Consider the following 21,350-nt stretch of genomic DNA (forward strand, 5'->3'; position numbering starts at 1 on the left):
CCATGGTCGAATGCGCGGACGGGAATGACGCCCGCCGCCGACCGGAAAGCGATACCATGAAGGGGGACGGCATGACGCTGCGTGTGAAGGTCAAGGAACGGCTCGGCAAGAAATTCGACGACGAGATTCGCTTCTTCAAGGGCTGGATGAGCAATACGCGGGCGGTCGGCTCGATCATCCCCACCTCCTCCATCACCGCGCGCCGCATGGCGAGCGTCGTCAACCCCGCCTCCGGCCTTCCCGTGCTGGAACTCGGTCCCGGCACAGGCGTCATCACCAAGGCGATCCTCGGCACCGGCCTTGCCCCGGAAAAGCTGACCTCGGTCGAATTCTCCACGGATTTCTACAATCATCTCGTCGAGCGCTTCCATGGCGTCAACTTCATCAACGGCGATGCCTTCGATCTCGACAAGACGCTCGGCGACCTGCGGGAGACGACCTTCGACAGCGTTGTTTCCGCCGTGCCGCTGCTGAATTTCCCGATGCACAAGCGCGTCTCGATGATCGAGGACCTGCTGACGCGCATTCCCGTCGGCCGCCCCGTCGTGCAGATCTCCTACGGTCCGCTCTCCCCCGTCATCGCCATGCCGGACCGCTACCAGATCAGCCATCTCGACTTCGTCGTGCGCAACATCCCGCCGGCACAGCTGTGGACCTATCGCCGCACGCACTGAGCGGCGGCGATGTTCGCGCTCTATATTACCCATCCGCAAGTGCTGATCGACCCGGCCGTGCCCGTGCCCGACTGGGGGCTTTCGGAGCGCGGCCGCGAGCGGGCCTTGCTTGCGGCTGAGGCCGGCTGGGCGCGGCAGATCGGCCGCTTCGTCGCGAGCACCGAGCGCAAGGCGATCGAAACGGCGGACATTCTTGCCGGCGGCCGCGTCCCGGTCGAGACCGACCATGCCATGGGCGAGAACGACCGCTCCACCACGGGTTTTCTGCCGCCTCCTGCCTTCGAGGCAGCCGCGGATGAATTCTTCGCCCATCCGGAGACGAGTTTTCGCGGCTGGGAGCGGGCGGTGGATGCGCAGGCGCGCATCGTTGCCGCCGTCGAGCAGGTGCTGGCCAGCCACGACCGGACCGTCCCTATCGCCTTCGTTGGCCATGGCGGGGTCGGCACGCTGCTGAAGTGCTACCTGAACGGCACGCCGATCCGTCGTGACGGCGACCAGCCGGGCGGGGGCGGCAATCTTTTCGCTTTCCGGCTTGCAGACCGCGCTGTCACATGCGACTGGACGCCAATCGAATCTTGGAAAGGGTTTTGACCATGTCCGCGCGCGACCGCCTGATCGTTGGCCTCGATGTTCCAACCATCGCGGAGGCGGAAAAGGTGGTTCGTACCCTTGGCAACACCGCCCTCTTCTACAAGATCGGCTACCAGCTGGTCTTCGCCGGCGGCCTCGAATTCGCCCGCGACCTTGCCAAGGACGGCAAGAAGGTCTTTCTCGACATGAAGCTGCTCGACATCGACAACACGGTGGCCAAGGGCGTGGAAAACATCGTCAAGATGGGCATGTCCATGCTCACCCTGCATGCCTATCCGAAGGCCATGGCCGCCGCGGTTTCCGCCGCCAGGGGATCCGACCTCTGCCTGCTCGGCGTCACCGTGCTCACCTCCATGGATGCCAAGGACGTCATCGACGCCGGCTATGAATATGATCCGCACACGCTGGTGCTGCGCCGCGCCGAACAGGCGCGCATCGCCGGCATGGGCGGGGTCGTCTGCTCGGCCGAGGAGGCAAACGCCGTGCGCAAAATCGTCGGCGCCGACATGGCGATCGTCACGCCCGGCATCCGCCCGGCGGGCGCGGAGCTCGGCGACCAGAAGCGCGTGATGACGCCGGCCGATGCGCTGAAGGCCGGCTCCAGCCACCTCGTCGTCGCCCGGCCCATCGTCAACGCCGCAGACCCGCTTGCCGCCACGAAGGCGATCCTCGCCGAGATGGACGGCGCGCTGAAAGCCTGAAACCAAGGGAGAGAGACATGCCGAAGGGCTACTGGATTGCACGGGTCGATGTGCGCGATACCGAGCGCTACAAGGACTATGTCGCCGCCGCCAAGCCGGCCTTCGAAAAATACGGCGCGAATTTCATCGCCCGCGGCGGTGCGTTCGAGCGTCTCGAAGGCGATGTTCGCGCCCGCAACGTGATCATCGAGTTCCCCTCGCTGCAAGCCGCCGTCGACTGTTACAACTCGCCGGAATACCAGATCGCCGCCGCCATCCGCCAGGAAGTGGCGGATGCGGAAATGGTGGTCGTCGAAGGCATCTGAGTTACCGCGAAAACCCCGGCAGGAGAGACGCTTCGCCGCGCTTCACCTTGCCGGCGCTTTGGGCTATGTAGGCCCTACCCACCTTTCCTACTCTTCAGGAGCTGCCCGCATGACCTTGTCCAACCTTCCGCCGCTCGTCACCGTCTTCGGCGGCTCGGGCTTCGTCGGGCGTCATGTGGTGCGCGCGCTGGCGCGCCGCGGCTACCGCATCCGCGTGGCGGTCCGCCGCCCGGACCTCGCCGGCTTCCTGCAGCCGATCGGCGGCGTCGGCCAGATCTCCTTCGTCCAGGCGAACCTGCGCTACCGCCAGTCCGTCGACCGCGCCGTCGAAGGCTCCGACCACGTCATCAACTGTGTCGGCGTGCTCTTCGAGGCCGGCCGCAACACCTTCGACGCCGTCCAGGATTTTGGTGCCCGCGCCGTGGCCGAGGCCGCCCGGGCCGCCGGTGCCAAGCTCACCCACATTTCCGCGATCGGCGCCAACGAGAAGTCGGAATCCTCCTACGGTCGCACCAAGGGCCGCGGTGAAGCGGCCGTGCTGCGCACGGTGCCGGATGCGGTCATCCTGCGCCCTTCCATCATCTTCGGGCCGGAGGACGGCTTCTTCAACAAGTTCGCCACCATGGCGCGTTATGCGCCGGTCCTGCCGCTGATCGGCGGCGGCCACACGAAGTTCCAGCCGGTCTATGTCGCCGACGTCGCCGAAGCCGTCGCCCGCTCGGTGGACGGCACGATCGAACGCGGCCGCATCTACGAACTCGGCGGCCCGGAAGTGCTGACCTTCCGCCAGTGTCTTGAGCTGATGCTGCGCGTGGTCGACCGCAAGAACCCGCTCGTGTCGCTGCCCTTCGGCATCGCCTCGCTGATCGGCTCCGTCGCCTCGCTGGTGCCCTTCATCGCGCCGCCGCTGACGTCCGACCAGGTGACGCTGCTGCGCTCCGACACCATCGTCTCCGAAGCGGCCCGCAGCGAAGGCCGCACCCTTGAGGCCATCGGCATCCAGCCGACCCTCGTCGAGGCGATCCTGCCGAGCTATCTCGTGCGCTACCGCCAGCAGGGCCAGTTCACCAAGATCGACAAGACGGCCTGACGCATCCATCGCCGCAATGAAAACCGGCCGCCGCGAGGGAAAACCCCGCGGCGGCCGGTTCTTTTTCGAAAGCGCTTTGAGCACTCTGTTGCACTTATGCAGCGGTTAAAAAAAGCTGCGTGGCATTTACCCGTGATTCAGCATGACGCGATATTGATTGTCGTCGGACCAGCGAATAAACACCGCCCCCGTCGCGTCGTACTGATGACAGTTCTGCGGCGTATTTTCAGGACTTTGAGAGGCTCCCGGCCCATGGGCAAGGCAATTGCAATCTTCTTCGGATTTTCGGCTCTGATCATCGTGGCCGGATCCTTTGCCGCGCCGGGAACGGTGTCTGCCGGCAAGCACGGCTGTTCGCCGGCCTACGGCGTCGACCCCTGCACGACCGCATCGGTCAAGTAAGCTTCGGCCGATCGAAGGACCGGCCGAAACCCACATCTTCAGCCGAAGACCAGAAGGCCGATCAGGCCAAGCGTGCCCACGACTATGCGCCAGATGGCGAACAGCGTGAAGCCGCGGCGAGAGACGAAGTCGAGCAGCTTGCGCACGACGAAGAGGCCCGCGACGAAAGCGGCCGCGAAGCCCACCCCGATCACCACGAGGTCATCCGAGGACAGCGCATCGCGGTTCTTGTAGAGATCGAGCGTGAAGGCACCGACCATGGTCGGCATGGCGAGGAAGAACGAGAACTCCGCCGCCGAGCGCTTGTCGGTGCCGAGCAGCAGGGCGCCGGCGATCGTCGCGCCCGAGCGCGAGGTGCCGGGGATCATCGCCAGGCACTGGCACAGGCCGATCTTGAAGGCGAGCGACGGCGGGTAGGTCATTGCATCCGTATAACGGGGCGTCAGCGGCAGGCGATCGACCACATAGAGGATGACGCCGCCGATAATCAGCACGATGCAGATCAGCATCGGCGTCTCGAAAAGCACCGTCTTGATGAAATCATGCGCGATGGCGCCGATGACGGCCGCCGGCAGGAAGGCCAACAGCACGCTGAGGACGAAGCGGCGCGCCTCCGGGCGCGATGGCAGATCGAAGGCGATGCGCAACAGCTTGGCCGCATAGACGGACAGGATCGCCAGGATGGCGCCGAGCTGGATGAGGACGGCAAAACTGTTGCCCGGCGACTTGAAGCCGAGGAAGTGCCCGGCAAGCAGGATATGGGCGGTGGAGGACACCGGGATGAATTCGGTCAGGCCCTCGATGAGACCGAGAATGAGGGCGCTGACAATCGATTGGTCTGCCATGAAAGTTCCTTGATGCTGGGAAAGGAAAGCATGAAAACGAAGCGGCCTTACGGCAAAAAGCCCGATTCGCTTGTGTTTGTACCACCAAATTTCTATAGGTTCGTCAAATCAGCCGTCGCCAAATCAGGTCCGCGTGAAGCGGCAGGCCCGGCATCGCCCCTTCCGCAAGACGAGTAAAAGCAGCGTTCATGCCCACACTCTATCATCACCCGATGTCTTCCGCCTCGCGCTTCGTCCGCCTGATTCTGGCCGAATACGGCTTCCAGACGGAGCTTGCCGAAGAGGCGCCGTGGGAAAACCGACGCGATTTCCTGGCCCTCAACCCGGCCGGAACGCTGCCCGTCTACGTCGACGACAGCATGCGGGCGCTCTGTGGCGCGAGCATCATTTCCGAATATCTCGACGAGACCCACGGCGTGCTGAAGCGCGATCGCCGGCTGCTCGCCGAAGACCCTTTTCAGCGCGCTGAAATCCGCCGGCTGACCGAATGGTTCCTGCAGAAGATGGAGCAGGACGTGACGCGCCCGCTGGTGCGAGAGCGTGTCTTCAAACTGCAGATGACGCCGGACCAGGGCGGTGGCCCGCCGGACAGCAAGATCCTGCGCAATTCGCGCGCCAATATTCGCCAGCACATGAAGTATCTCTCCTGGCTTGCCGGCTCGCGCACCTATCTCGCCGGCGACCGCCTCAGCTATGCCGACATCGCCGCCGCCGCGATGATCTCGGTGCTCGACTATATGGGGGAGATCAACTGGGCGGATGCACCGCAGGCCAAGGACTGGTATCAGCGGCTGAAATCCCGCCCCTCCTTCCGCCCGCTGCTGGCCGAGCGCGTGCGCGGCGTCACGCCGGTCTCGCACTACGCGGACCTGGATTTCTGAGGACGGACACATGTCGGGCGACGAGAGGATCCGGCGCCGCCTGACCGATTTCGTCAAGGCGGAGGCCGCCGCCAAGGGCTTCGATCTCTGTCGCATCACCGGCCCGGATTCCATTCCGCAGGCGCCGGCCCGGCTCGCCGATTTTCTCGCCGCCGGCTATCACGGTACCATGGAGTGGATGGCAGAGACGGAAGCCCGCCGCGCCGATCCGCGTGTGCTGTGGAGCGACGTGCGCTCCGTCATCCTCTTCGGCATGAATTACGGCCCGGAGCACGATCCGCGCGACGTGCTCGCCATGCCGGACCGGGCGGCGATCTCCGTCTATGCGCAGAACCGCGACTATCACGACATCATCAAAGGCAAGCTCAAGGAAGTGGCGACGCGGTTTGCCGCGCGCGGCGGGGCGGATGTCAAGGTCTTCGTCGATACGGCGCCGGTGATGGAAAAGCCTCTGGCCGCCGCTGCCGGGCTTGGCTGGCAGGGCAAGCACACCAACCTCGTCAGCCGCACGCACGGCTCCTGGCTCTTCCTCGGCAGTCTGTTCACCACCGCCGACCTCTTCCGCGACGAGCCGGAGCGCGACCATTGCGGCTCCTGCCGCGCCTGCCTCGACGCCTGCCCGACGGATGCCTTTCCGGCCCCCTACAAGATCGATGCGCGGCGCTGCATTTCCTACCTCACCATCGAACACAAAGGCCCGATCGAGCCCGAATTCCGCGAAAAAATCGGTAACCGCATCTATGGCTGCGACGATTGCCTGGCCGCCTGCCCCTGGAACAAGTTCGCCGCCAGCTCCTCCGAAATGAAGCTCAAGGCGCGCGAGGAGCTGAAGGCGCCGGCGATTGCCGACCTGCTGACGCTCGATGATCCCGGCTTTCGCACGCATTTCTCCGGCTCGCCCGTCAAGCGCATCGGCCGCGACCGCTTCGTGCGCAACGTGCTGATCGCCGCCGGCAATTCCGGCGACCGCGGCCTGATCGACCGATGTATCCTGCTTGCCGACGATGCCGCACCCGTGGTGCGCGGCATGGCCGCATGGGCGCTCTCCAGGCTGATGACCGCTGGCGAATTCGAAGAATTTGCGGCAGGAAGGGCGGACGACGCGGACGCGGATGTGCGCGCGGAATATGAAAGAGCGAAGGCGGACTGTCGATGACGCATCTCCTGATCCTCGGCGCCGGTTTTTCCGGCAAGGCCATCGGCGACGTTTTTCGCGATGCCGGCTTTTCCGTTTCCGGCACGACGCGCTCCTCCGAAAAAGCGGAGAGCCTGCGCGCGCTCGGGATCGAGCCTCTTCTTTATGATGGCGGTACGATCTCGGAAGCGCTTGCTGCGGACATGTCGCGCGCCACCCATGTCGTGCAGTCGATTGCGCCCGGCAAGGATGGCGATCCGCTGTTTCGCGCCGGAAGCCCCGCGCTGTCTGTCCTGATGCCGAAGCTCGAATGGGCCGGCTATCTTTCCACCGTCGGCGTCTACGGCGACCACAAGGGCGCCTGGGTGGACGAGGAGACGGTGCTGAACCCGGTATCCGCTCGTTCGGTGGAACGGGTCGAGGCGGAGAACCACTGGCTCGACTTCGGCAAGGCCTCCGGCCTGCCCGTCGCCGTGCTTCGTCTTTCCGGCATCTACGGGCCGGGACGCAATGCGCTGCGCAACATGGAAGACGGCACCGCCCGCCGCCTCATCAAGCCGGACCAGGTGTTCAATCGCATTCGTGTGGAAGACATCGGCCGCTCGGCGCTGTTCCTTGCGGAGAAGCGCCTGGGCGGTGTCTGGAACATCACCGACCACGAGCCCGGCCCGCCGCAGGACGTGGTTGCCGAGGCCGCCCGGCTGATGGGCCTGCCGGTGCCGCCGGATATTCCGTTCGAGACGGCGGAACTTTCCCCCATGGCACGGTCTTTCTACGGAGAGAACAAGCGCGTTTCGAACGCAAAGCTGCGTGCTGCCGGCTTCGAATTCCGCTTCCCGAACTACCGTCAATCGCTCGCCGACCTGTGGTCTTCCGGGCGCTGGCGGGGCTGAGGGCGGCGTGCCGGTAGCCTTGGCTTTTGCGCTTTTATACAACCATAAATTTATCTGCCCCAATTTCGCCGCCAGATTCATGCGCAGCGATTGCTAATATTGAAAGTTTTTTCCGAAAATTTGCACGAATGCCGCATGGCCATTCCAGCTTTACAGTCGATCCAGTTTAACGACTGATTCCGAAGAACTTTTCCTGTCATCTTAACGAAGATTAAAAATCCATCGCGGGCGATGGACTGTATAGCTGCGCGGGCTTTGACAGAATTGCGGCCGGTTGAGGCACGTTTTCGCCACTTTTGCTTCCTCATAGGGCAAGCATAGCAGCGGAAATTCACAACTCGCCCGGAAGGTCATCCGAACATGGTGCTCAAACTCTCCAGTGTGGCTCTTGCCTCCCTCGTCGCCGCCTCCTCCACCTTCGTTACATTCACCGATGCTCAGGCAGCCGGTTGCGGCCGCGCCTCGTGGTATGCGCTGCACTCGCGCACGGCCTCCGGTGAGCGTATGAACCCCAGCCTCATGACGGCCGCGCATCGCAGCCTGCGCTTCGGCACCAAGGTGAAGGTCACCAACGCGAACAACGGCAAGAGCGTCGTGGTGCGCATCAACGATCGTGGCCCGTTCATCCGCGGCCGCGTGCTCGATCTGTCCAAGGCCGCCGCCTCCAACATCGGCATGATCCGCTCCGGCCACGCCAAGATCTGTTACGAGGTCATCGGCTGATCAGGCGCTGGAGTCCGTCTGGTTCATTCTGAATCAGACAAACTCCAGGTTTCTTTGTTTTCGTTTGTCTTTCCGGGAAAACCGGTTCCCACTTTTCCCTGACAAACTCTAATCTCACCGCGCCGGCTTGCCCTCGGCGCGTTCCGCCGCTACCACGACGCAAAACGGAGTAAACGTATGCGATTGGGTGGGCGGCTTTCCGGAGCCATCGAGGTTCTGACGGATATCGAGACGCGGCGGCGCCCCGTCGCCGATGCGCTCAAGGACTGGGGTCTCTCCCATCGTTTCGCCGGCTCCGGCGACCGTGCCGCGATCGGCAACATCGTGTACGACGCGTTGCGCATGAAACTGTCGCACGCCTATCTGATGGAAGACGACAGCCCCACCGCCCTTGGCCACGCCGTGCTGCTGCGCCAATGGGGCCTGACGCCCGAGGCCATCGCCGCCGAACTCGACGGCGACCGGTTTGCCCCGGAGCTGCTGTCTGAAGAGAAGCTTGCCGCCTTCCGCGCCCGCAACCTCGACGAAGCCGCACCGCATGTGCAGGGCGACATCCCGGAATGGATTCAGCCCTCCTTCGAGGAAAACTTTTCCGACAAATGGCTGGACGAGGCCAAGGCGCTTGCCGGACGCCCGACGCTGGACCTGCGCGCCAACACGCTGAAGGCGGGCCGCGACAAGGTGCTGAAGGCACTGGAGCGCAACGCCGCCGTCGCCTCCCCCATCGCCCGCCAGGGCATCCGCATTCCGGCCGGCGAAGGCCCGTCGCGCCTGCCGAACGTCACCGCCGACCTCGCCTTCCAGAAGGGCTGGTTCGAGGTGCAGGACGAAGGCTCGCAGATCGTCGCTGATCTCGTGCTGCCGCAGGAGGGCGAGCAGGTGCTCGATTTCTGCGCCGGCGGTGGCGGCAAGACGCTCGCCATGGCGGCCGCAATGAACAACAAGGGCCAGGTGCACGCCTACGACACCGACCGCAAGCGCCTCGCCCCGATCATCGAGCGGCTGAAGCGTGCCGGCACCCGCAATGTCCAGGTCCACCAGGACATCACGAGCCTTACCGCCCTCACCGGCCGCTTCGACCGGGTGCTGGTTGACGCCCCCTGCACCGGCACCGGCACCTGGCGCCGGCGGCCGGACACCAAGTGGCGCCTCACCGAAAAGAACCTCGAAGAACGCCTCGGCCAGCAGCAGGAAGCGCTTGCCAATGCCAGCGCCTATGTGCGTCCCGGCGGTTCGCTGCTCTACGTCACCTGTTCGATCCTGCCGCAGGAAAACGAGAACCAGGTCCACGCTTTCTGCGAGAACAACCCGGAATTCGAGATCCTTTCGGCCGCCAAGGCCTGGCAGGATCTGTTCGGCACCGACAAGCCGCAGCCCTGGTCGACGGACAAGAAGACGGTGACGCTGACGCCCGCGTCCACCGATACGGACGGCTTCTTCTTCTGCGCCATGGGCCGCCGGGCCTGACGGCTGCGGCGTCGCACCTCTTGCGCTCTGTCAAATGTGTGGAACAGCTTGAAACCGTTCTAAACTATACACTTTGACACCAGTTTTTATTTGGTCCATGACAATAACGCCTGAATAAACCCGGGTCCGGCCTGCCTGCCGGGCCATCCGGGCGACGGTCGCCAAGGGAGGCGCACCGCCACGTCCGGTGTCGGGGGACACATCGAACAGGACACCAGGAGACGTCATGACCACTTCCTTCCTTCGCGCGGCTGCCTTTGTGCTCGCTGCCGCGACGTCGAGCCTTGCCATCGGCACCGCCCATGCGGCGGCCGATCCGGCTGCGATCGTCAAGCACTATGCTGAAATTGCCCATGCCAAATATTCCGACTCGCTGGCGGCCGCCGAGGCGCTCGACGCGGCGGTCGACGCGCTCATCGCCACGCCGAACGACGAGACGCTGAAGGCTGCGCGCGAAGCGTGGCTGAAGTCCCGCGTGCCCTACCAGCAGACGGAAGCCTACCGCTTCGGTAACCCGCTCGTCGACGACTGGGAAGGCAAGGTCAATGCCTGGCCGCTCGATGAAGGCCTGATCGACTATGTCGACCCGAGCTACGGCACGGAAAGCGACGAGAACGCGCTGTTCGTCGGCAATGTCATCGCCAATCCGAAGCTCGAAATCGGCGGCAAGACGATCGACGCCACCACGATCACCCCGGCCGTGCTGCAGGAACTGCACGAGGCGGGCGAAGTCGAGGCGAACGTCGCCACCGGCTACCACGCCATCGAATTCCTGCTGTGGGGCCAGGACCTGAACGGCACCGGCAAGGGTGCGGGCAACCGCCAGGCTTCGGACTACGACAAGGCCAATTGCACCAACGGCAATTGCGACCGCCGCGGCGCCTACCTGAAGGCCGCCTCGTCGCTGCTCGTCACCGATCTCGAAGAGATGGTCGCCGCCTGGGCGCCGGAAGGCGACGCCACGAAGAACGTGACCGCCGACCCGAAGGCGGGCATCACCGCCATGCTGACCGGCATGGGCTCGCTCTCCTACGGCGAACTTGCCGGCGAGCGCATGAAGCTCGGCCTACTGCTGCACGATCCGGAAGAAGAGCACGATTGCTTCTCCGACAACACGCACAACTCGCATTACTACGACGTCGTCGGCATCCAGACCGTCTATACGGGCGAATATACTCGTGCGGACGGCTCGAAGCTGACCGGCCCGTCGCTCTCGGAACTGGTCGCGGAAAAGGACGCCGCGCTCGACACCGAGATGAAGGGCAAGCTCGATGCGAGCCATGCGGCCTTCAAGGCGCTGGTGGACCGTGCCGAAGGCGGCGAGGCCTATGACCAGATGATCGGCGAAGGCAATGCCGAGGGCAACAAGGTGGTGCAGACCGCCGTCGACAGCCTGATCGACCAGACCAAGACGATCGAGCGCGTCATTGCGTCGCTCGATATCGGCAAGATCGAGCTTGAAGGCTCCGACAGCCTGGATAATCCTAACGCTGTCTTCCAATGATAGAAGGCGGGCCGCATCTTCGCGATAGCGGCCCGATTTCGCAATGACAGAACGCCCCGCCCGTCGCCTGCTCGCGGTTTTTGCCGCGGTCTCCGTCGTGGCGGGCGTTTTTGTTCTTGGGAAGGCCTATTCTGCCGGCCAGGGCCGGGACGACCTCTCGGCAAAGGACCGCAAGCGCGTCGCTGCCGTGACGCGGCTCACCACGGATTTTTCCGCCGCCGAACAGTACGAGGCGATGTCCGGGGGTGCTGCGACCTCGCTTGCCTCGGTCAACCTGAACAGCTTTTCGCATTTTTCGGAAAACATCAGCTTTGCCGAGGAAGAGACGTTTAAGCTCGGCAATGCGCTGTTCCAGAAACTCTGGGTGTCCTCGCCCTCCTCCACGCAGGCCTCCGATGGGCTTGGGCCGTTCTACAATGCGCGTTCCTGCCAATCCTGCCACATCAAGGACGGCCGGGGCCATCCGCCGGAGGGCGCTGATGACGCGACCTCGATGTTCCTGCGCCTGGCCCGTGCCGCGGTGACGCCGGAGGAAGAGGCGGCGCTCAAAGATTTCAGCGAGATGAGCCTGCCGGACCCGGTCTATGGCCGCCAGTTGCAGGACCTCGCCGTTCCCGGCCTGAAGGCCGAAGGCCGCATGGTGATCGACTATACCGAGGAAGCGGTGACGCTGGCCGGCGGCGAAGTCGTGATGCTGCGCCGGCCGACCTATTCCGTCGCCGATCTCGCCTATGGCGACCTCGGCAGGACGACGACGCTCTCGCCGCGCGTCACCCAGCCGATGCTCGGCCTCGGCCTCGTCCAGGCGATCCACGAGGCGGATATCCTGGCGCTTGCCGACCCGGACGATGCGGACGAGGACGGCATCAGCGGCAAGGCGGCCGTCGCGATCGACCCGAAGACCGGCAAAAAGACGCTCGGCCGCTTCGGCTGGAAGGCGCAGTCCGCCTCCGTGCGCCAGCAGAGCGCCGACGCCTTCGCCCACGATATCGGCATCTCGACGCCCGAAGTGCCACTGCACCAGGGGGACTGCATGGCCGCGGAAGCCGCCTGCCTGGAGCGCCCGAATGGCGTGCAGGCGCGGCTCGGCGATGTGGAGGCGCCGCCGCCGATCATGGACCTCGTGACCTTCTACGCGGAAAATCTTGCCGTGCCGGCGCGGCGCAAGGCGAGTTTCGCCGAGACGCTTGCGGGAAAACGCGTGTTCTACGAGACCGGCTGCACCAGCTGTCATCAACCGAAATTCGTGACGCGGCGCGATGCCGCAAACAAGGCCCATGCCTTCCAGCTTATCTGGCCCTATTCCGATTTCCTGCTGCACGACATGGGCGAAGGCCTTGCCGATGGACAGGCGGTTGGGGTTGCGACCGGCCGGGAGTGGCGCACGCCCCCGCTCTGGGGCATCGGCCTTACAAAAACCGTCAACGGCCATACGTTCTTCCTGCATGACGGGCGCGCCCGCAACCTCACCGAGGCCATCCTCTGGCACGGCGGCGAGGCAAAGGCGGCGCGCGACCGCTTCACCACGCTGGAAAAACAAGACCGCGACGCCCTTCTGACCTTCCTGGAGAGCCTCTGATGCAGACCCGGCGCCACCCCTTCCGTTTTGCCTCCCTCATTGCCGCTGGCCTGATGCTTTCGGCGAGCCCGCCGGCCTTCGCTCAGGAGAGCAGCACCCCCGTGCCGCCGGAGCTGACGGAACAGATCGTCACCGGCATCATGACGCGCGCCGTCGATGACGTCATCCGCCCCGGCTATCGCACTTTCCAGGCGTCTGCCGGCAAGCTGGCGGAGGCGACCGGCGCCTTCTGCAAGGCACCGTCCGACGCCAGCCGCAAGGCCGTCGACGACGCGTTCCGCCAAGCGGTCACCGACTGGGGGCATATCGAGATCGTGCGCATCGGCCCGGTAATCGACGACAACCGCTTCGAGCGCATCCTGTTCTACCCGGACCGCAAGGGCACCGGCCTGAAACAGGTGCAAGCGCTGCTCCAGAAGCAGGAGGAGAAGGACACCGACGCCGCGACGATGGGCGGCAAGAGCGTGGCGATCCAGGGTTTTGGCGCGATCGAATTCGCGCTCTACGGCACGGGCGCCGAAACGCTGATGGACAAGCCGGACGGCTTCCGCTGCCGCTACGCCGCCGCCGTCGCCACCCATATCGAGACGACGGCCGGCCAACTCGTGGCGGCCTGGGATGCGCCGGACGGCGTGCAGGACGACTGGAAACACCCCGGGCCGCAAAACCCCGTCTTCCGCACCGGACGGGAAGCAATCACCGCGCTGCTCGGCATTCTCGTCCATGGCGCGGAGGCGGTGCGCGACCAACGAATCGAGACCTTCTACCGCAATGGCGGCATCGCGCGGCCGAAATCGGCGGTGTTCTGGCGCTCCGGCAACACCTGGACGTCTATTTCCGCCAATATCGAAGGCCTGCAAGTTCTGTTCGACACGTCCGGCATGCGGGAGCTGGTCGATCCGAATTTCGCGTCGATCAACGAGAATATCGACTTCGTGCTGAAATCGCTCGGCCACATCGCGCCGATGGTCGATTCGGACGTGGAAAAGGCCGTCTCGACGCCTGAGGAGCAGCAGAAGATCAACTTCCTCCTCGTCAACACGCGCGACCTGATCCTGCGCCTCGACGCCGGCTATGGCGGCGCCATCGGCCTTGGCTCCGGCTTCTCCTTCTCGGACGGCGACTGATGCGGGGCGCCGGCGTCCATAGTGCGCTTCTCGACCGGCGCAGCTTCCTGCGCATGGCGGGGGCTGCCTGGGTCGCGTCACTCGGTGCCCGCCAGTCCTTTGCGCTGTCACGCACCGACGCCGTCTTCGCCTCCGGCTACCGGGATCGCGACGGCAGTTTCGGCATTGCCGTGCTTGCGGAAGACGGGTCGATCATCGACAGGACGCCGCTGCCGGCCCGAAGCCACGGCATGGCCTTTTCGCCCGCCACAGGCCATCTCGTCGCCTTCGCGCGCCGGCCCGGCACCTTCGCGCTGGTGATCGACCAAAGCGGCAAGGCCGCGCCCGTGACGATCGCCGCCGCCGAGGACCGGCATTTCTTCGGCCATGGCTGCTTCTCGCCGGATGGCCAGCTGCTCTATGCCAGCGAGAACGATTTCGACGCCAACCGCGGCGTCATCGGCCTCTACGACGCCCGCGAAAACTACCGCCGCATCGGCGAATATTCGACCTACGGTATCGGCACGCACGATCTTTCCGTCAGCGATGACGGCCGGATGCTGATCGCCGCCAATGGCGGCATCGAGACCCATCCGGATTTCGGCCGCACCAAGCTCAATCTCGACCATATGGAGCCGTCGCTGGCGCTCATCGATGCCGCGACCGGCGCGCTCATCGAGCGTCACACGCTGCCGGAAAAACTCCGCCAGCTTTCCACGCGCCATATCGACCTCGACGACAGGGGCCGCATCTGGTTCGCCTGCCAATATGAAGGCCCGCGCAACGATTTGCCGCCGCTCGTCGGCTCTTTCGGCAAGGGCGAGGACCTGCGCTTCCTCTCGCTCCCCGAGGAAACCACCATCGGGCTTGCCAACTATGTCGGCGCCATCGCCGTCAACCGCCGCGAAAACCTCGTCGGCCTGACTTCGCCGAACGGCGGGCGCTTCGTCGTGCTCGACGCGAAGACGGGTGGCGTGCTGCGCGAAGAGGCCGTCGCGGATGCCGCCGGCATCGCGGCCGCACCGCACGGGTTTGCCGTCTCCTCCTATGACGGGCGCTTTGCCGAACGCCGCGGGGACATCGCCTGGGACCAGCACATCGCCAGCCTGCGCCGATGACCGCACCCCCTGGACGGCCGCGCGCGGCGCGCTAGTTCCAGGCGCATGAACAACAAGCCCCTCGTCTATCTCGCCTTCATCATCCTCGTCCTCGGCGGCGGCCTTATTATCGGCGCCAACAACGTGCCTGGCGACTGGTATCAGTCGCTGGCAAAACCCGCGTTCAACCCGCCGAACTGGGTTTTTGCACCCGTCTGGAGCATCCTCTACGTCATCATCGGCGTGGTCGGCGCGCGCACCTGGCTGTCGCCCCTTCGCCGATCGATCGCGATGCGCCTGTGGTTTGCGCAACTCGTCTTCAACTTCGCCTGGTCGCCCGCCTTCTTCGGCCTTCAGGATCCGATGTCGGCGATGATCATCATCCTCGGCCTGCTGGTCTCCGTCGCGGGCTTCATCGTGGTCTCCTGGCGGCAGGACCGCACGGCGGCGCTGCTCTTCCTGCCCTATCTCGCCTGGGTCGCCTTCGCGACGGCGCTCAACGCGGCAATTCTCGCGCTGAACTGAAAGACGCTTGCAGTGCAGCAAGCGCCATGCAAACGTCGGCCACCCTCGTTCCAGGCCGGCGCGCCGGCAGACATGTGTGCACCATGACCGATTTCCCGCCGGCCGATTTCGCCGGCCGCATCACCCGAAGTTTTGCGCGCCAGCCCGCGATGGCGCTGATCGGCGCCGAGCTGACCCGCGTCGAGCACGGCACGGTGGAGATCGAGCTGCCCTTCGACGAGAAGCTGACGCAGCAGCACGGTTTCCTCCATGCCGGCATCATCTCCGCCGCCCTCGACGCCGCCTGCGGCTATGCCGCCTATTCGGTGATCGATGCCGATGCCTCGATCCTGACGATCGAGTTCAAAGTCAATTTGATGTCGCCGGGGCGTGGCGAGCGTTTCCTGTTCCGCGGCGAGGTCACCAAGCCGGGCTCCAACATCATCGTCGCCGACGGACGCGGCTATGCCATCTCCGACGGGCCGGCAAAGCTCATCGCCTCTATGACGGGCACGATGATGGTGGTGCGCGGCCGGCAGGACATCGCCGAATGAGCGTCACTCTCAAGACCGTCGTTAGCCACCGCATCCTCTATGTCATGGCCGTGGATGCCGAATACGGCCCGCACCTGAAAGCCCGCATCACGCCCTTCATGACCGGCGTCGGCCCCGTGGAGGCCGCCGTGCAGCTGACATTGGCGCTCAGTCATCTGGAATCCGAGGCGCAGCTGCCCGATTTCGTCGTCTCGCTCGGCTCCGCCGGATCGGCGACGCTGGAGCAAACCGGCGTTTACCAGGCGATATCGGTCTCCTACCGCGACATGGATGCCTCGCCGCTCGGCTTCACCAGGGGTGCCACGCCCTTCCTCGACCTGCCGGTGGAAGTGAAACTGCCCGTCCGCATTCCCGGCATCCCGGAAGCCCGGCTTTCGACCGGCGCCAACATCGTCTCCGGCGCCGCCTATGCCGATATCGATGCGGACATGGTGGAGATGGAGACCTTTGCCGAACTGCGCGCCTGCCAGGCTTTTGGCGTGCGGCTGATCGGGCTGCGCGGCATTTCCGACGGCAAGGCCGAGCTCACCCATATCGGCGACTGGACGGAGTACCTGCATGTGATCGACGAGAGGCTCGCCGCCGCCGTCGACATTCTGGAAGCGGCCATCGCCAGCGGCACGATCGTTCGCAACGGCTGAAAATCCGGCCGTCCCCGGTTGCGCGGCGCGAGGTTTTTCATTAAAGGCTCGCCATGACCCAGACAGCTCATCCCGACAGCGTTCTCATCATCGATTTCGGCAGCCAGGTGACCCAGCTCATCGGGCGGCGCGTGCGCGAAGCAGGCGTCTATTGCGAGATCATCCCCTTCCAGTCGGCGGAAGAAGCCTTCCACCGCATGCAGCCGAAGGCGATCATCTTCTCCGGCGGACCCGCCTCGGTTCTGGACCAGGGCAGCCCCCGCGCACCGCAGATCGCCTTCGATTCGGGCCTCCCGATCCTCGGCATCTGCTATGGCCAGCAGACGCTCGCGACCCAGCTCGGCGGCACCGTCGAGGGCGGCCACGCCCGCGAATTCGGCCGCGCAGACGTCGAGATCCTTAAAAGTAGCCCGCTGTTCGACGGTTTCTGGGAGGTCGGCCAAAAATATCCGGTCTGGATGAGCCATGGCGACCGCGTCACCGTCGCGCCCGAAGGCTTCGAGATCATCGGCACCTCGGAAAACGCCCCCTTCGCCATCTGCGTCAACGAGGCGAAGCGCTACTACACGACCATGTTCCACCCGGAAGTGGTGCACACGCCGGATGGCGCCAAGCTGCTCTCCAACTTCGTGCACAAGATTGCCGGTATCAAGGGCGACTGGTCGATGTCGGCCTACCGCGCGCGCGCCGTGGAAGCCATCCGCGAGCAGGTCGGCGACAAGCGCGTCATCTGCGCCCTGTCTGGCGGTGTCGACAGTTCCGTCGCGGCGCTCCTCATCCATGAGGCGGTCGGCGCGCAGCTCACCTGCATCCTCGTCGACCATGGCCTGATGCGCAAGAACGAGGCGGCCGACGTCGTCGCCATGTTCCGCGAGCACTACAACCTGCACCTCATCCATGTCGATGCCGTCGATCGTTTCGTCGGCGAGCTGGAAGGCGTCTCCGACCCGGAAACCAAGCGCAAGATCATCGGCCGCCTGTTCATCGAAGTGTTCGAGGACGAGGCCAAAAAACTCGGCGGCGCGGAATTCCTCGCCCAGGGCACGCTCTATCCGGATGTCATCGAAAGCGTCTCCTTCACCGGCGGCCCCTCGGTCACCATCAAGTCGCACCACAATGTCGGCGGCCTGCCCGACCGCATGAACATGAAGCTGGTGGAGCCGCTGCGTGAGCTCTTCAAGGACGAAGTGCGCGTGCTCGGCCGCGAACTCGGCCTGCCGGACTCATTCATCGGCCGCCACCCCTTCCCGGGTCCGGGCCTTGCCATCCGCTGCCCCGGCGGCATCACCCGCGACAAGCTGGAAATTCTCCGCGAGGCCGACGCGATCTATCTCGACGAGATCCGCAAGGCCGGCCTCTACGACAAGATCTGGCAGGCCTTCGCGGTACTGCTGCCGGTCCAGACCGTCGGCGTGATGGGCGACGGCCGCACCTACGAATTCGTCTGTGCGCTGCGCGCCGTCACCTCCGTCGACGGCATGACCGCCGACTTCTACCACTACGACATGAACTTCCTCGGCCGCGCCGCCACCCGCATCATCAATGAAGTCCGCGGCATCAACCGCGTCGTCTACGACGTGACGAGCAAGCCGCCCGGCACGATCGAGTGGGAATGACTGCGGCAGGCTGCGCGATACTATGACCGTTTCGCGCGGTCTTGGCCTGCCCTACGCAGATAGAGGATCTGGGCGGTCAAGCCGACGATCAGAAGCGCCAGCAGCGCGCCCTGGGCTCCGAGAAGCAGCGGCGATTTCAGGTCGGTGACCAGCGGGTGGCCGTCCGGAACGCGGCGCAGGATCTCCGTGACGGTCGGCAGCATCAGAAGAAAGACGCTCAGCGTCAGACAGATGATTTCAACATATCTGGCTGCGGGTGACGGCCGCAGAACGCGTTCGGCGCCATAACCTGCCAGCAGGAACAGGATCGTCGCAATGCCGATGCCATAGCTGACCGGCTGATGGGCAACGAGAAACACGGTCGCAGCACCGATCAGCATGGACACAAAATAGAGAGTACCCAATGCGGACCTCGGAACGATACGGCCATGCCGTGCGATCATGTAAAGGGCGGCGGGGATGGCTGGCAGGCTGCCGATCGTGTGGACCCAGCCAAGGGTGGAAATTCCGAACATGGACATGACCTTTCTCGTCAAGTGGACGATGTGAGCTTTGCGAAAGAAAACTATCTACTAGTTGATAGGTTGTTAGGGCGCGTAGGCATCCGTCGGCGAAGCTCCGGGTTAAACTGCGATGCGCTTCAGCAACGGCTTTGTTATCACGCCAAAAATTGCAGGGTCGCCATAGGCGCGCGCCGAAAGCATGGCGCCATGCACGGTGGCCATGAGCATTTCGGCGTTTTCCCTGGCGGTCCCGATCGGGGCGAAACGGCCCTCCGCCAGCCCGCGCTCCAGGACGGATGTGAGCCACTCCGAGAGCGTTCGAAAATGCCCGCGCACTTCGAGCGCGACCTCTTCGGGAAGAACCTGGATTTCACTGGCCAGCAGAGCGCAGGCGCAGAACGGGTGCGATGCATCCGCGATACATGCCTCCCAGTAGCCGACATAGGCACGAAGTTGATCGAGCGGATCGAGAACATTGCGTTCCAGTGCGGCGATCCCCGCTTCACCCTCCTCCCGGTACTGTTTGACGACGGTGCGGACGAGATCCGATTTTGCGGGAAAATGATGGTGAATGCTCGCCTTGCGAATGCCGACCACGCTGGAAATATCGGCATAACTGAAGCTGTTGTAGCCACCCTTGATAATCAGGGCGCGGGCGCAGCTGACAATGTCTTCGGCTTTGGTCGATACGTTTCCCATACCGCAAGCCTACCAACTAGTAGGCAGTTCGTCAAGATGGATGATTTCGAACTGCTTTGCTCAAAACCCAAACGATTGCTGCGCAGGTTCGGGTTGCTCGAAGGAAATGCCTTCCAGTGCCAGCATCTTCAGCTTGGAGGAGGCACCGCCGGGGGCGGAGAAGCCGCCGACCTTGCCGCCCGCGGCGAGCACGCGGTGGCAGGGGATGATGAGGGCGACGGGGTTTTTCGCCATGGCTTGGCCGACCTCGCGCGCCATTTCCGGGCCGGCGCCAAGGTCGCGGGCGATCGTGCCGTAGGTCGTCGTCTCGCCCCAGTGCACCCGGCGCGCGGCATCGTAGATCGCGCGGAAGAACGCGCTCTGGCCGTCGAGGTCGAGCGGGACCTTGGAAAAATCCGCCTGCTCGCCGGCGAAGTAGCGTTTGACGGCCGCGACCGTCTCGGCGATGGCCGGAGGCGGTTCGGCGGCTTCCGCCTCGGGCAGGTGGCGCAGCAAGAGGCGGCGGGTTGTGGCCGCATCGTCGCCGGGCAGCTGGAAGCGCACGACGCCGGCAGCGGTCCAGGCGATGCCGCAGGGGCCGCCCTCGGTGTCGAAGATCAGAAAATGGGTCTTGCCGGGCATGATCGGCTCCTCCGTTCCCGTTTTGTCACAAGATCGGGCTTTGCCCGGCCGCTTTCAACCCGTTTCTTGCCGGGACTTGCGTGATCCGCCGCCAATTCGCATAAACCGTCGCAAAATATATCAGCGAGGAAACGACGTGGAGCATTCGGAGATCATCATCGGCGGCGATACCGCGGGCATCGAATGGCGCCTGCCCGTCTTCCGCTTCAAGGGCAGCGACGCCAAGGCGCCGTCCGTCTACATCCAGGCGGCGCTGCATGCCAACGAGCTGCCGGGCACGGCGCTCGCGCACTTTCTGTTGGAGACGCTGCGCAAGGCGGAAGCCGGCGGCGCGATCCTCGGCGACATGACCGTGATCCCGCAGGCGAACCCGATCGGTCTTGCGCAGTCGCATTTTGGCGAGATGCAGGGCCGGTTCGAGCTTGGCTCGCGCACCAATTTCAATCGCGACTTTCCGCTGGTCGCGCTTGCGGAGCGCGAGACGCTGCTGGAAAATCTCGACCGCCGCAGCGCCGCCGACCGGCTGAAGCGCACACTCCTGCACACGGCACTCGGCGCGGATCTCGTGATCGACCTCCATTGCGACGACGAATCCCTGCAATATGCCTATATCGACGACGCCTTCTGGCCGGAAGCGGCCGACCTTGCCGCCGCGCTCGACATGCAGGCCGTATTTCTTTCCGACGGTGAAAGCAGCGCCTTCGAGGAAGCGGTCGGCCATGCCTTCAAGCACCAGGGCGGCGACAAGCTGAAAACCGTGCCTGGCCGTCTTGCGGTGACGGTCGAACTGCGCGGCAGGCGCGACGTCTATCCGGAGATGGCGAAGGCGGATGCGGCAGGCCTTTGGCAGTTCCTCGCCGGCCGCGGCGTCGTGTCCGATCCCGCTTACCGGGCTAAGGATTACGCCGGCCCGGCCATTTCGCTCGACAATATCGAGATGGTGCGGGCGCCCGAGCCGGGCACCGTGCTCTTCCACCGCGACATCGGCGACACGGTGAAGGCCGGCGACCTGCTGGCGACGCTGATCATGCGCCCCGGCGAGCCGGATGGTACGCTTCCCGTGAAGGCGGGCCATGATGGGCTAATCGCCACCCGCACCTCCGCGCGCTATGCGCGCCGCGGCGAGGACCTGATGAAGATCGCCTGCCACGAGGCGACCCGGAAGGATCGCAAGCCGGGCACGCTGGAGGACTGAGCGATAATCTTCCAAATGGGGTCC

The 21,350-nt window shown here is 64.6% G+C and carries 24 protein-coding genes; 20 read left to right on the forward strand and 4 right to left on the reverse strand.

Annotated elements, in window-relative coordinates:
• Positions 1-71: 71 nt before the first annotated feature.
• From pmtA to AC1RWL_RS15345, 6 genes are all read left to right on the forward strand, one after another.
• Positions 72-674, forward strand: coding sequence for a phospholipid N-methyltransferase PmtA (gene pmtA, locus AC1RWL_RS15320; RefSeq protein ID WP_256118144.1), 603 nt, complete (start codon positions 72-74; stop codon positions 672-674).
• A gap of 9 nt (positions 675-683) precedes the next feature.
• Positions 684-1,265, forward strand: a complete 582-nt coding sequence (locus AC1RWL_RS15325) for a histidine phosphatase family protein (protein WP_493095185.1) — start codon at positions 684-686, stop codon at positions 1,263-1,265.
• Between the two features lie 2 nt (positions 1,266-1,267).
• On the forward strand, positions 1,268-1,966 hold the full coding sequence (gene pyrF, locus AC1RWL_RS15330; RefSeq protein WP_493095186.1) for an orotidine-5'-phosphate decarboxylase: 699 nt from the start codon (positions 1,268-1,270) through the stop codon (positions 1,964-1,966).
• Between the two features lie 17 nt (positions 1,967-1,983).
• Complete coding sequence (locus AC1RWL_RS15335; protein ID WP_256118149.1) at positions 1,984-2,271, forward strand: DUF1330 domain-containing protein; 288 nt, start codon at positions 1,984-1,986, stop codon at positions 2,269-2,271.
• Between the two features lie 109 nt (positions 2,272-2,380).
• Positions 2,381-3,361 (forward strand): complex I NDUFA9 subunit family protein, encoded by a 981-nt coding sequence (locus AC1RWL_RS15340; protein ID WP_493095187.1) that lies wholly within the window; start codon positions 2,381-2,383, stop codon positions 3,359-3,361.
• Between the two features lie 204 nt (positions 3,362-3,565).
• Entirely contained in the window at positions 3,566-3,763 is a 198-nt protein-coding gene (locus AC1RWL_RS15345) for a hypothetical protein (protein ID WP_493158400.1), read from the forward strand.
• A 38-nt stretch (positions 3,764-3,801) separates the two neighbouring features.
• Here the strand turns inward: AC1RWL_RS15345 and AC1RWL_RS15350 are convergent, their stop codons facing one another.
• A complete protein-coding gene (locus tag AC1RWL_RS15350) occupies positions 3,802-4,608 on the reverse strand; it encodes an undecaprenyl-diphosphate phosphatase (protein ID WP_493095188.1) in 807 nt (268 codons plus the stop codon).
• A 188-nt stretch (positions 4,609-4,796) separates the two neighbouring features.
• Between AC1RWL_RS15350 and AC1RWL_RS15355 the strand changes: the two genes are divergently transcribed.
• The 13 genes from AC1RWL_RS15355 to guaA all read left to right on the forward strand — a co-directional run bounded on the left by AC1RWL_RS15355 (position 4,797) and on the right by guaA (position 18,308).
• Positions 4,797-5,489: a glutathione S-transferase family protein gene (locus AC1RWL_RS15355; protein WP_493095189.1), complete on the forward strand. Its 693-nt coding sequence runs from the start codon at positions 4,797-4,799 to the stop codon at positions 5,487-5,489.
• A gap of 10 nt (positions 5,490-5,499) precedes the next feature.
• Entirely contained in the window at positions 5,500-6,645 is a 1,146-nt protein-coding gene (gene queG / locus AC1RWL_RS15360) for a tRNA epoxyqueuosine(34) reductase QueG (protein ID WP_493095190.1), read from the forward strand.
• The gene (locus tag AC1RWL_RS15365; protein ID WP_493095191.1) at positions 6,642-7,517 is read left to right on the forward strand and encodes an NAD-dependent epimerase/dehydratase family protein; all 876 of its coding nucleotides are present in this window, start codon (positions 6,642-6,644) and stop codon (positions 7,515-7,517) included. The genes queG and AC1RWL_RS15365 overlap by 4 nt, the downstream gene beginning before the upstream one ends.
• 360 nt (positions 7,518-7,877) lie before the next feature.
• Complete coding sequence (locus AC1RWL_RS15370) at positions 7,878-8,240, forward strand: septal ring lytic transglycosylase RlpA family protein (RefSeq protein WP_256118157.1); 363 nt, start codon at positions 7,878-7,880, stop codon at positions 8,238-8,240.
• 177 nt (positions 8,241-8,417) lie between these two features.
• On the forward strand, positions 8,418-9,707 hold the full coding sequence (locus tag AC1RWL_RS15375) for an RsmB/NOP family class I SAM-dependent RNA methyltransferase (protein WP_493095192.1): 1,290 nt from the start codon (positions 8,418-8,420) through the stop codon (positions 9,705-9,707).
• Positions 9,708-9,933: 226 nt separating this feature from the next.
• The gene (locus AC1RWL_RS15380; RefSeq protein WP_493095193.1) at positions 9,934-11,211 is read left to right on the forward strand and encodes an imelysin family protein; all 1,278 of its coding nucleotides are present in this window, start codon (positions 9,934-9,936) and stop codon (positions 11,209-11,211) included.
• Positions 11,212-11,254: 43 nt separating this feature from the next.
• A complete protein-coding gene (locus AC1RWL_RS15385; protein ID WP_493095194.1) occupies positions 11,255-12,790 on the forward strand; it encodes a di-heme oxidoreductase family protein in 1,536 nt (511 codons plus the stop codon).
• Positions 12,790-13,917 (forward strand): imelysin family protein, encoded by a 1,128-nt coding sequence (locus AC1RWL_RS15390; protein ID WP_493095195.1) that lies wholly within the window; start codon positions 12,790-12,792, stop codon positions 13,915-13,917. The genes AC1RWL_RS15385 and AC1RWL_RS15390 overlap by 1 nt, the downstream gene beginning before the upstream one ends.
• Positions 13,917-15,014 (forward strand): DUF1513 domain-containing protein, encoded by a 1,098-nt coding sequence (locus AC1RWL_RS15395; RefSeq protein ID WP_493095196.1) that lies wholly within the window; start codon positions 13,917-13,919, stop codon positions 15,012-15,014. Before AC1RWL_RS15390 ends, AC1RWL_RS15395 begins: the two co-directional genes overlap by 1 nt.
• Positions 15,015-15,059: 45 nt before the next feature.
• Positions 15,060-15,518, forward strand: coding sequence for a TspO/MBR family protein (locus tag AC1RWL_RS15400; RefSeq protein WP_493095197.1), 459 nt, complete (start codon positions 15,060-15,062; stop codon positions 15,516-15,518).
• An 83-nt stretch (positions 15,519-15,601) separates the two neighbouring features.
• Positions 15,602-16,051: a PaaI family thioesterase gene (locus tag AC1RWL_RS15405; protein ID WP_256118165.1), complete on the forward strand. Its 450-nt coding sequence runs from the start codon at positions 15,602-15,604 to the stop codon at positions 16,049-16,051.
• Entirely contained in the window at positions 16,048-16,692 is a 645-nt protein-coding gene (locus AC1RWL_RS15410) for a 5'-methylthioadenosine/S-adenosylhomocysteine nucleosidase (protein WP_493095198.1), read from the forward strand. The genes AC1RWL_RS15405 and AC1RWL_RS15410 overlap by 4 nt, the downstream gene beginning before the upstream one ends.
• Positions 16,693-16,745: 53 nt before the next feature.
• Positions 16,746-18,308, forward strand: a complete 1,563-nt coding sequence (gene guaA, locus AC1RWL_RS15415) for a glutamine-hydrolyzing GMP synthase (RefSeq protein WP_256118168.1) — start codon at positions 16,746-16,748, stop codon at positions 18,306-18,308.
• 20 nt (positions 18,309-18,328) lie between these two features.
• Here the strand turns inward: guaA and AC1RWL_RS15420 are convergent, their stop codons facing one another.
• The 3 genes from AC1RWL_RS15420 to AC1RWL_RS15430 form a co-directional block, all read right to left on the reverse strand.
• Positions 18,329-18,823, reverse strand: a complete 495-nt coding sequence (locus AC1RWL_RS15420) for a hypothetical protein (RefSeq protein WP_493095316.1) — start codon at positions 18,821-18,823, stop codon at positions 18,329-18,331.
• A 108-nt stretch (positions 18,824-18,931) separates the two neighbouring features.
• Positions 18,932-19,510 carry a TetR/AcrR family transcriptional regulator gene (locus tag AC1RWL_RS15425; protein ID WP_493095199.1) on the reverse strand — a complete coding sequence of 193 codons (579 nt, stop codon included), beginning with the start codon at positions 19,508-19,510 and terminating at the stop codon, positions 18,932-18,934.
• 60 nt (positions 19,511-19,570) lie between these two features.
• Positions 19,571-20,131: a methylated-DNA--[protein]-cysteine S-methyltransferase gene (locus AC1RWL_RS15430; protein WP_493095200.1), complete on the reverse strand. Its 561-nt coding sequence runs from the start codon at positions 20,129-20,131 to the stop codon at positions 19,571-19,573.
• Positions 20,132-20,267: 136 nt separating this feature from the next.
• Between AC1RWL_RS15430 and AC1RWL_RS15435 the strand changes: the two genes are divergently transcribed.
• Entirely contained in the window at positions 20,268-21,326 is a 1,059-nt protein-coding gene (locus AC1RWL_RS15435) for a M14 family metallopeptidase (RefSeq protein WP_493095201.1), read from the forward strand.
• Positions 21,327-21,350: the final 24 nt, after the last annotated feature.

The sequence above is a fragment of the Shinella sp. GW821-FHT10F02 genome (genome assembly GCF_058809275.1).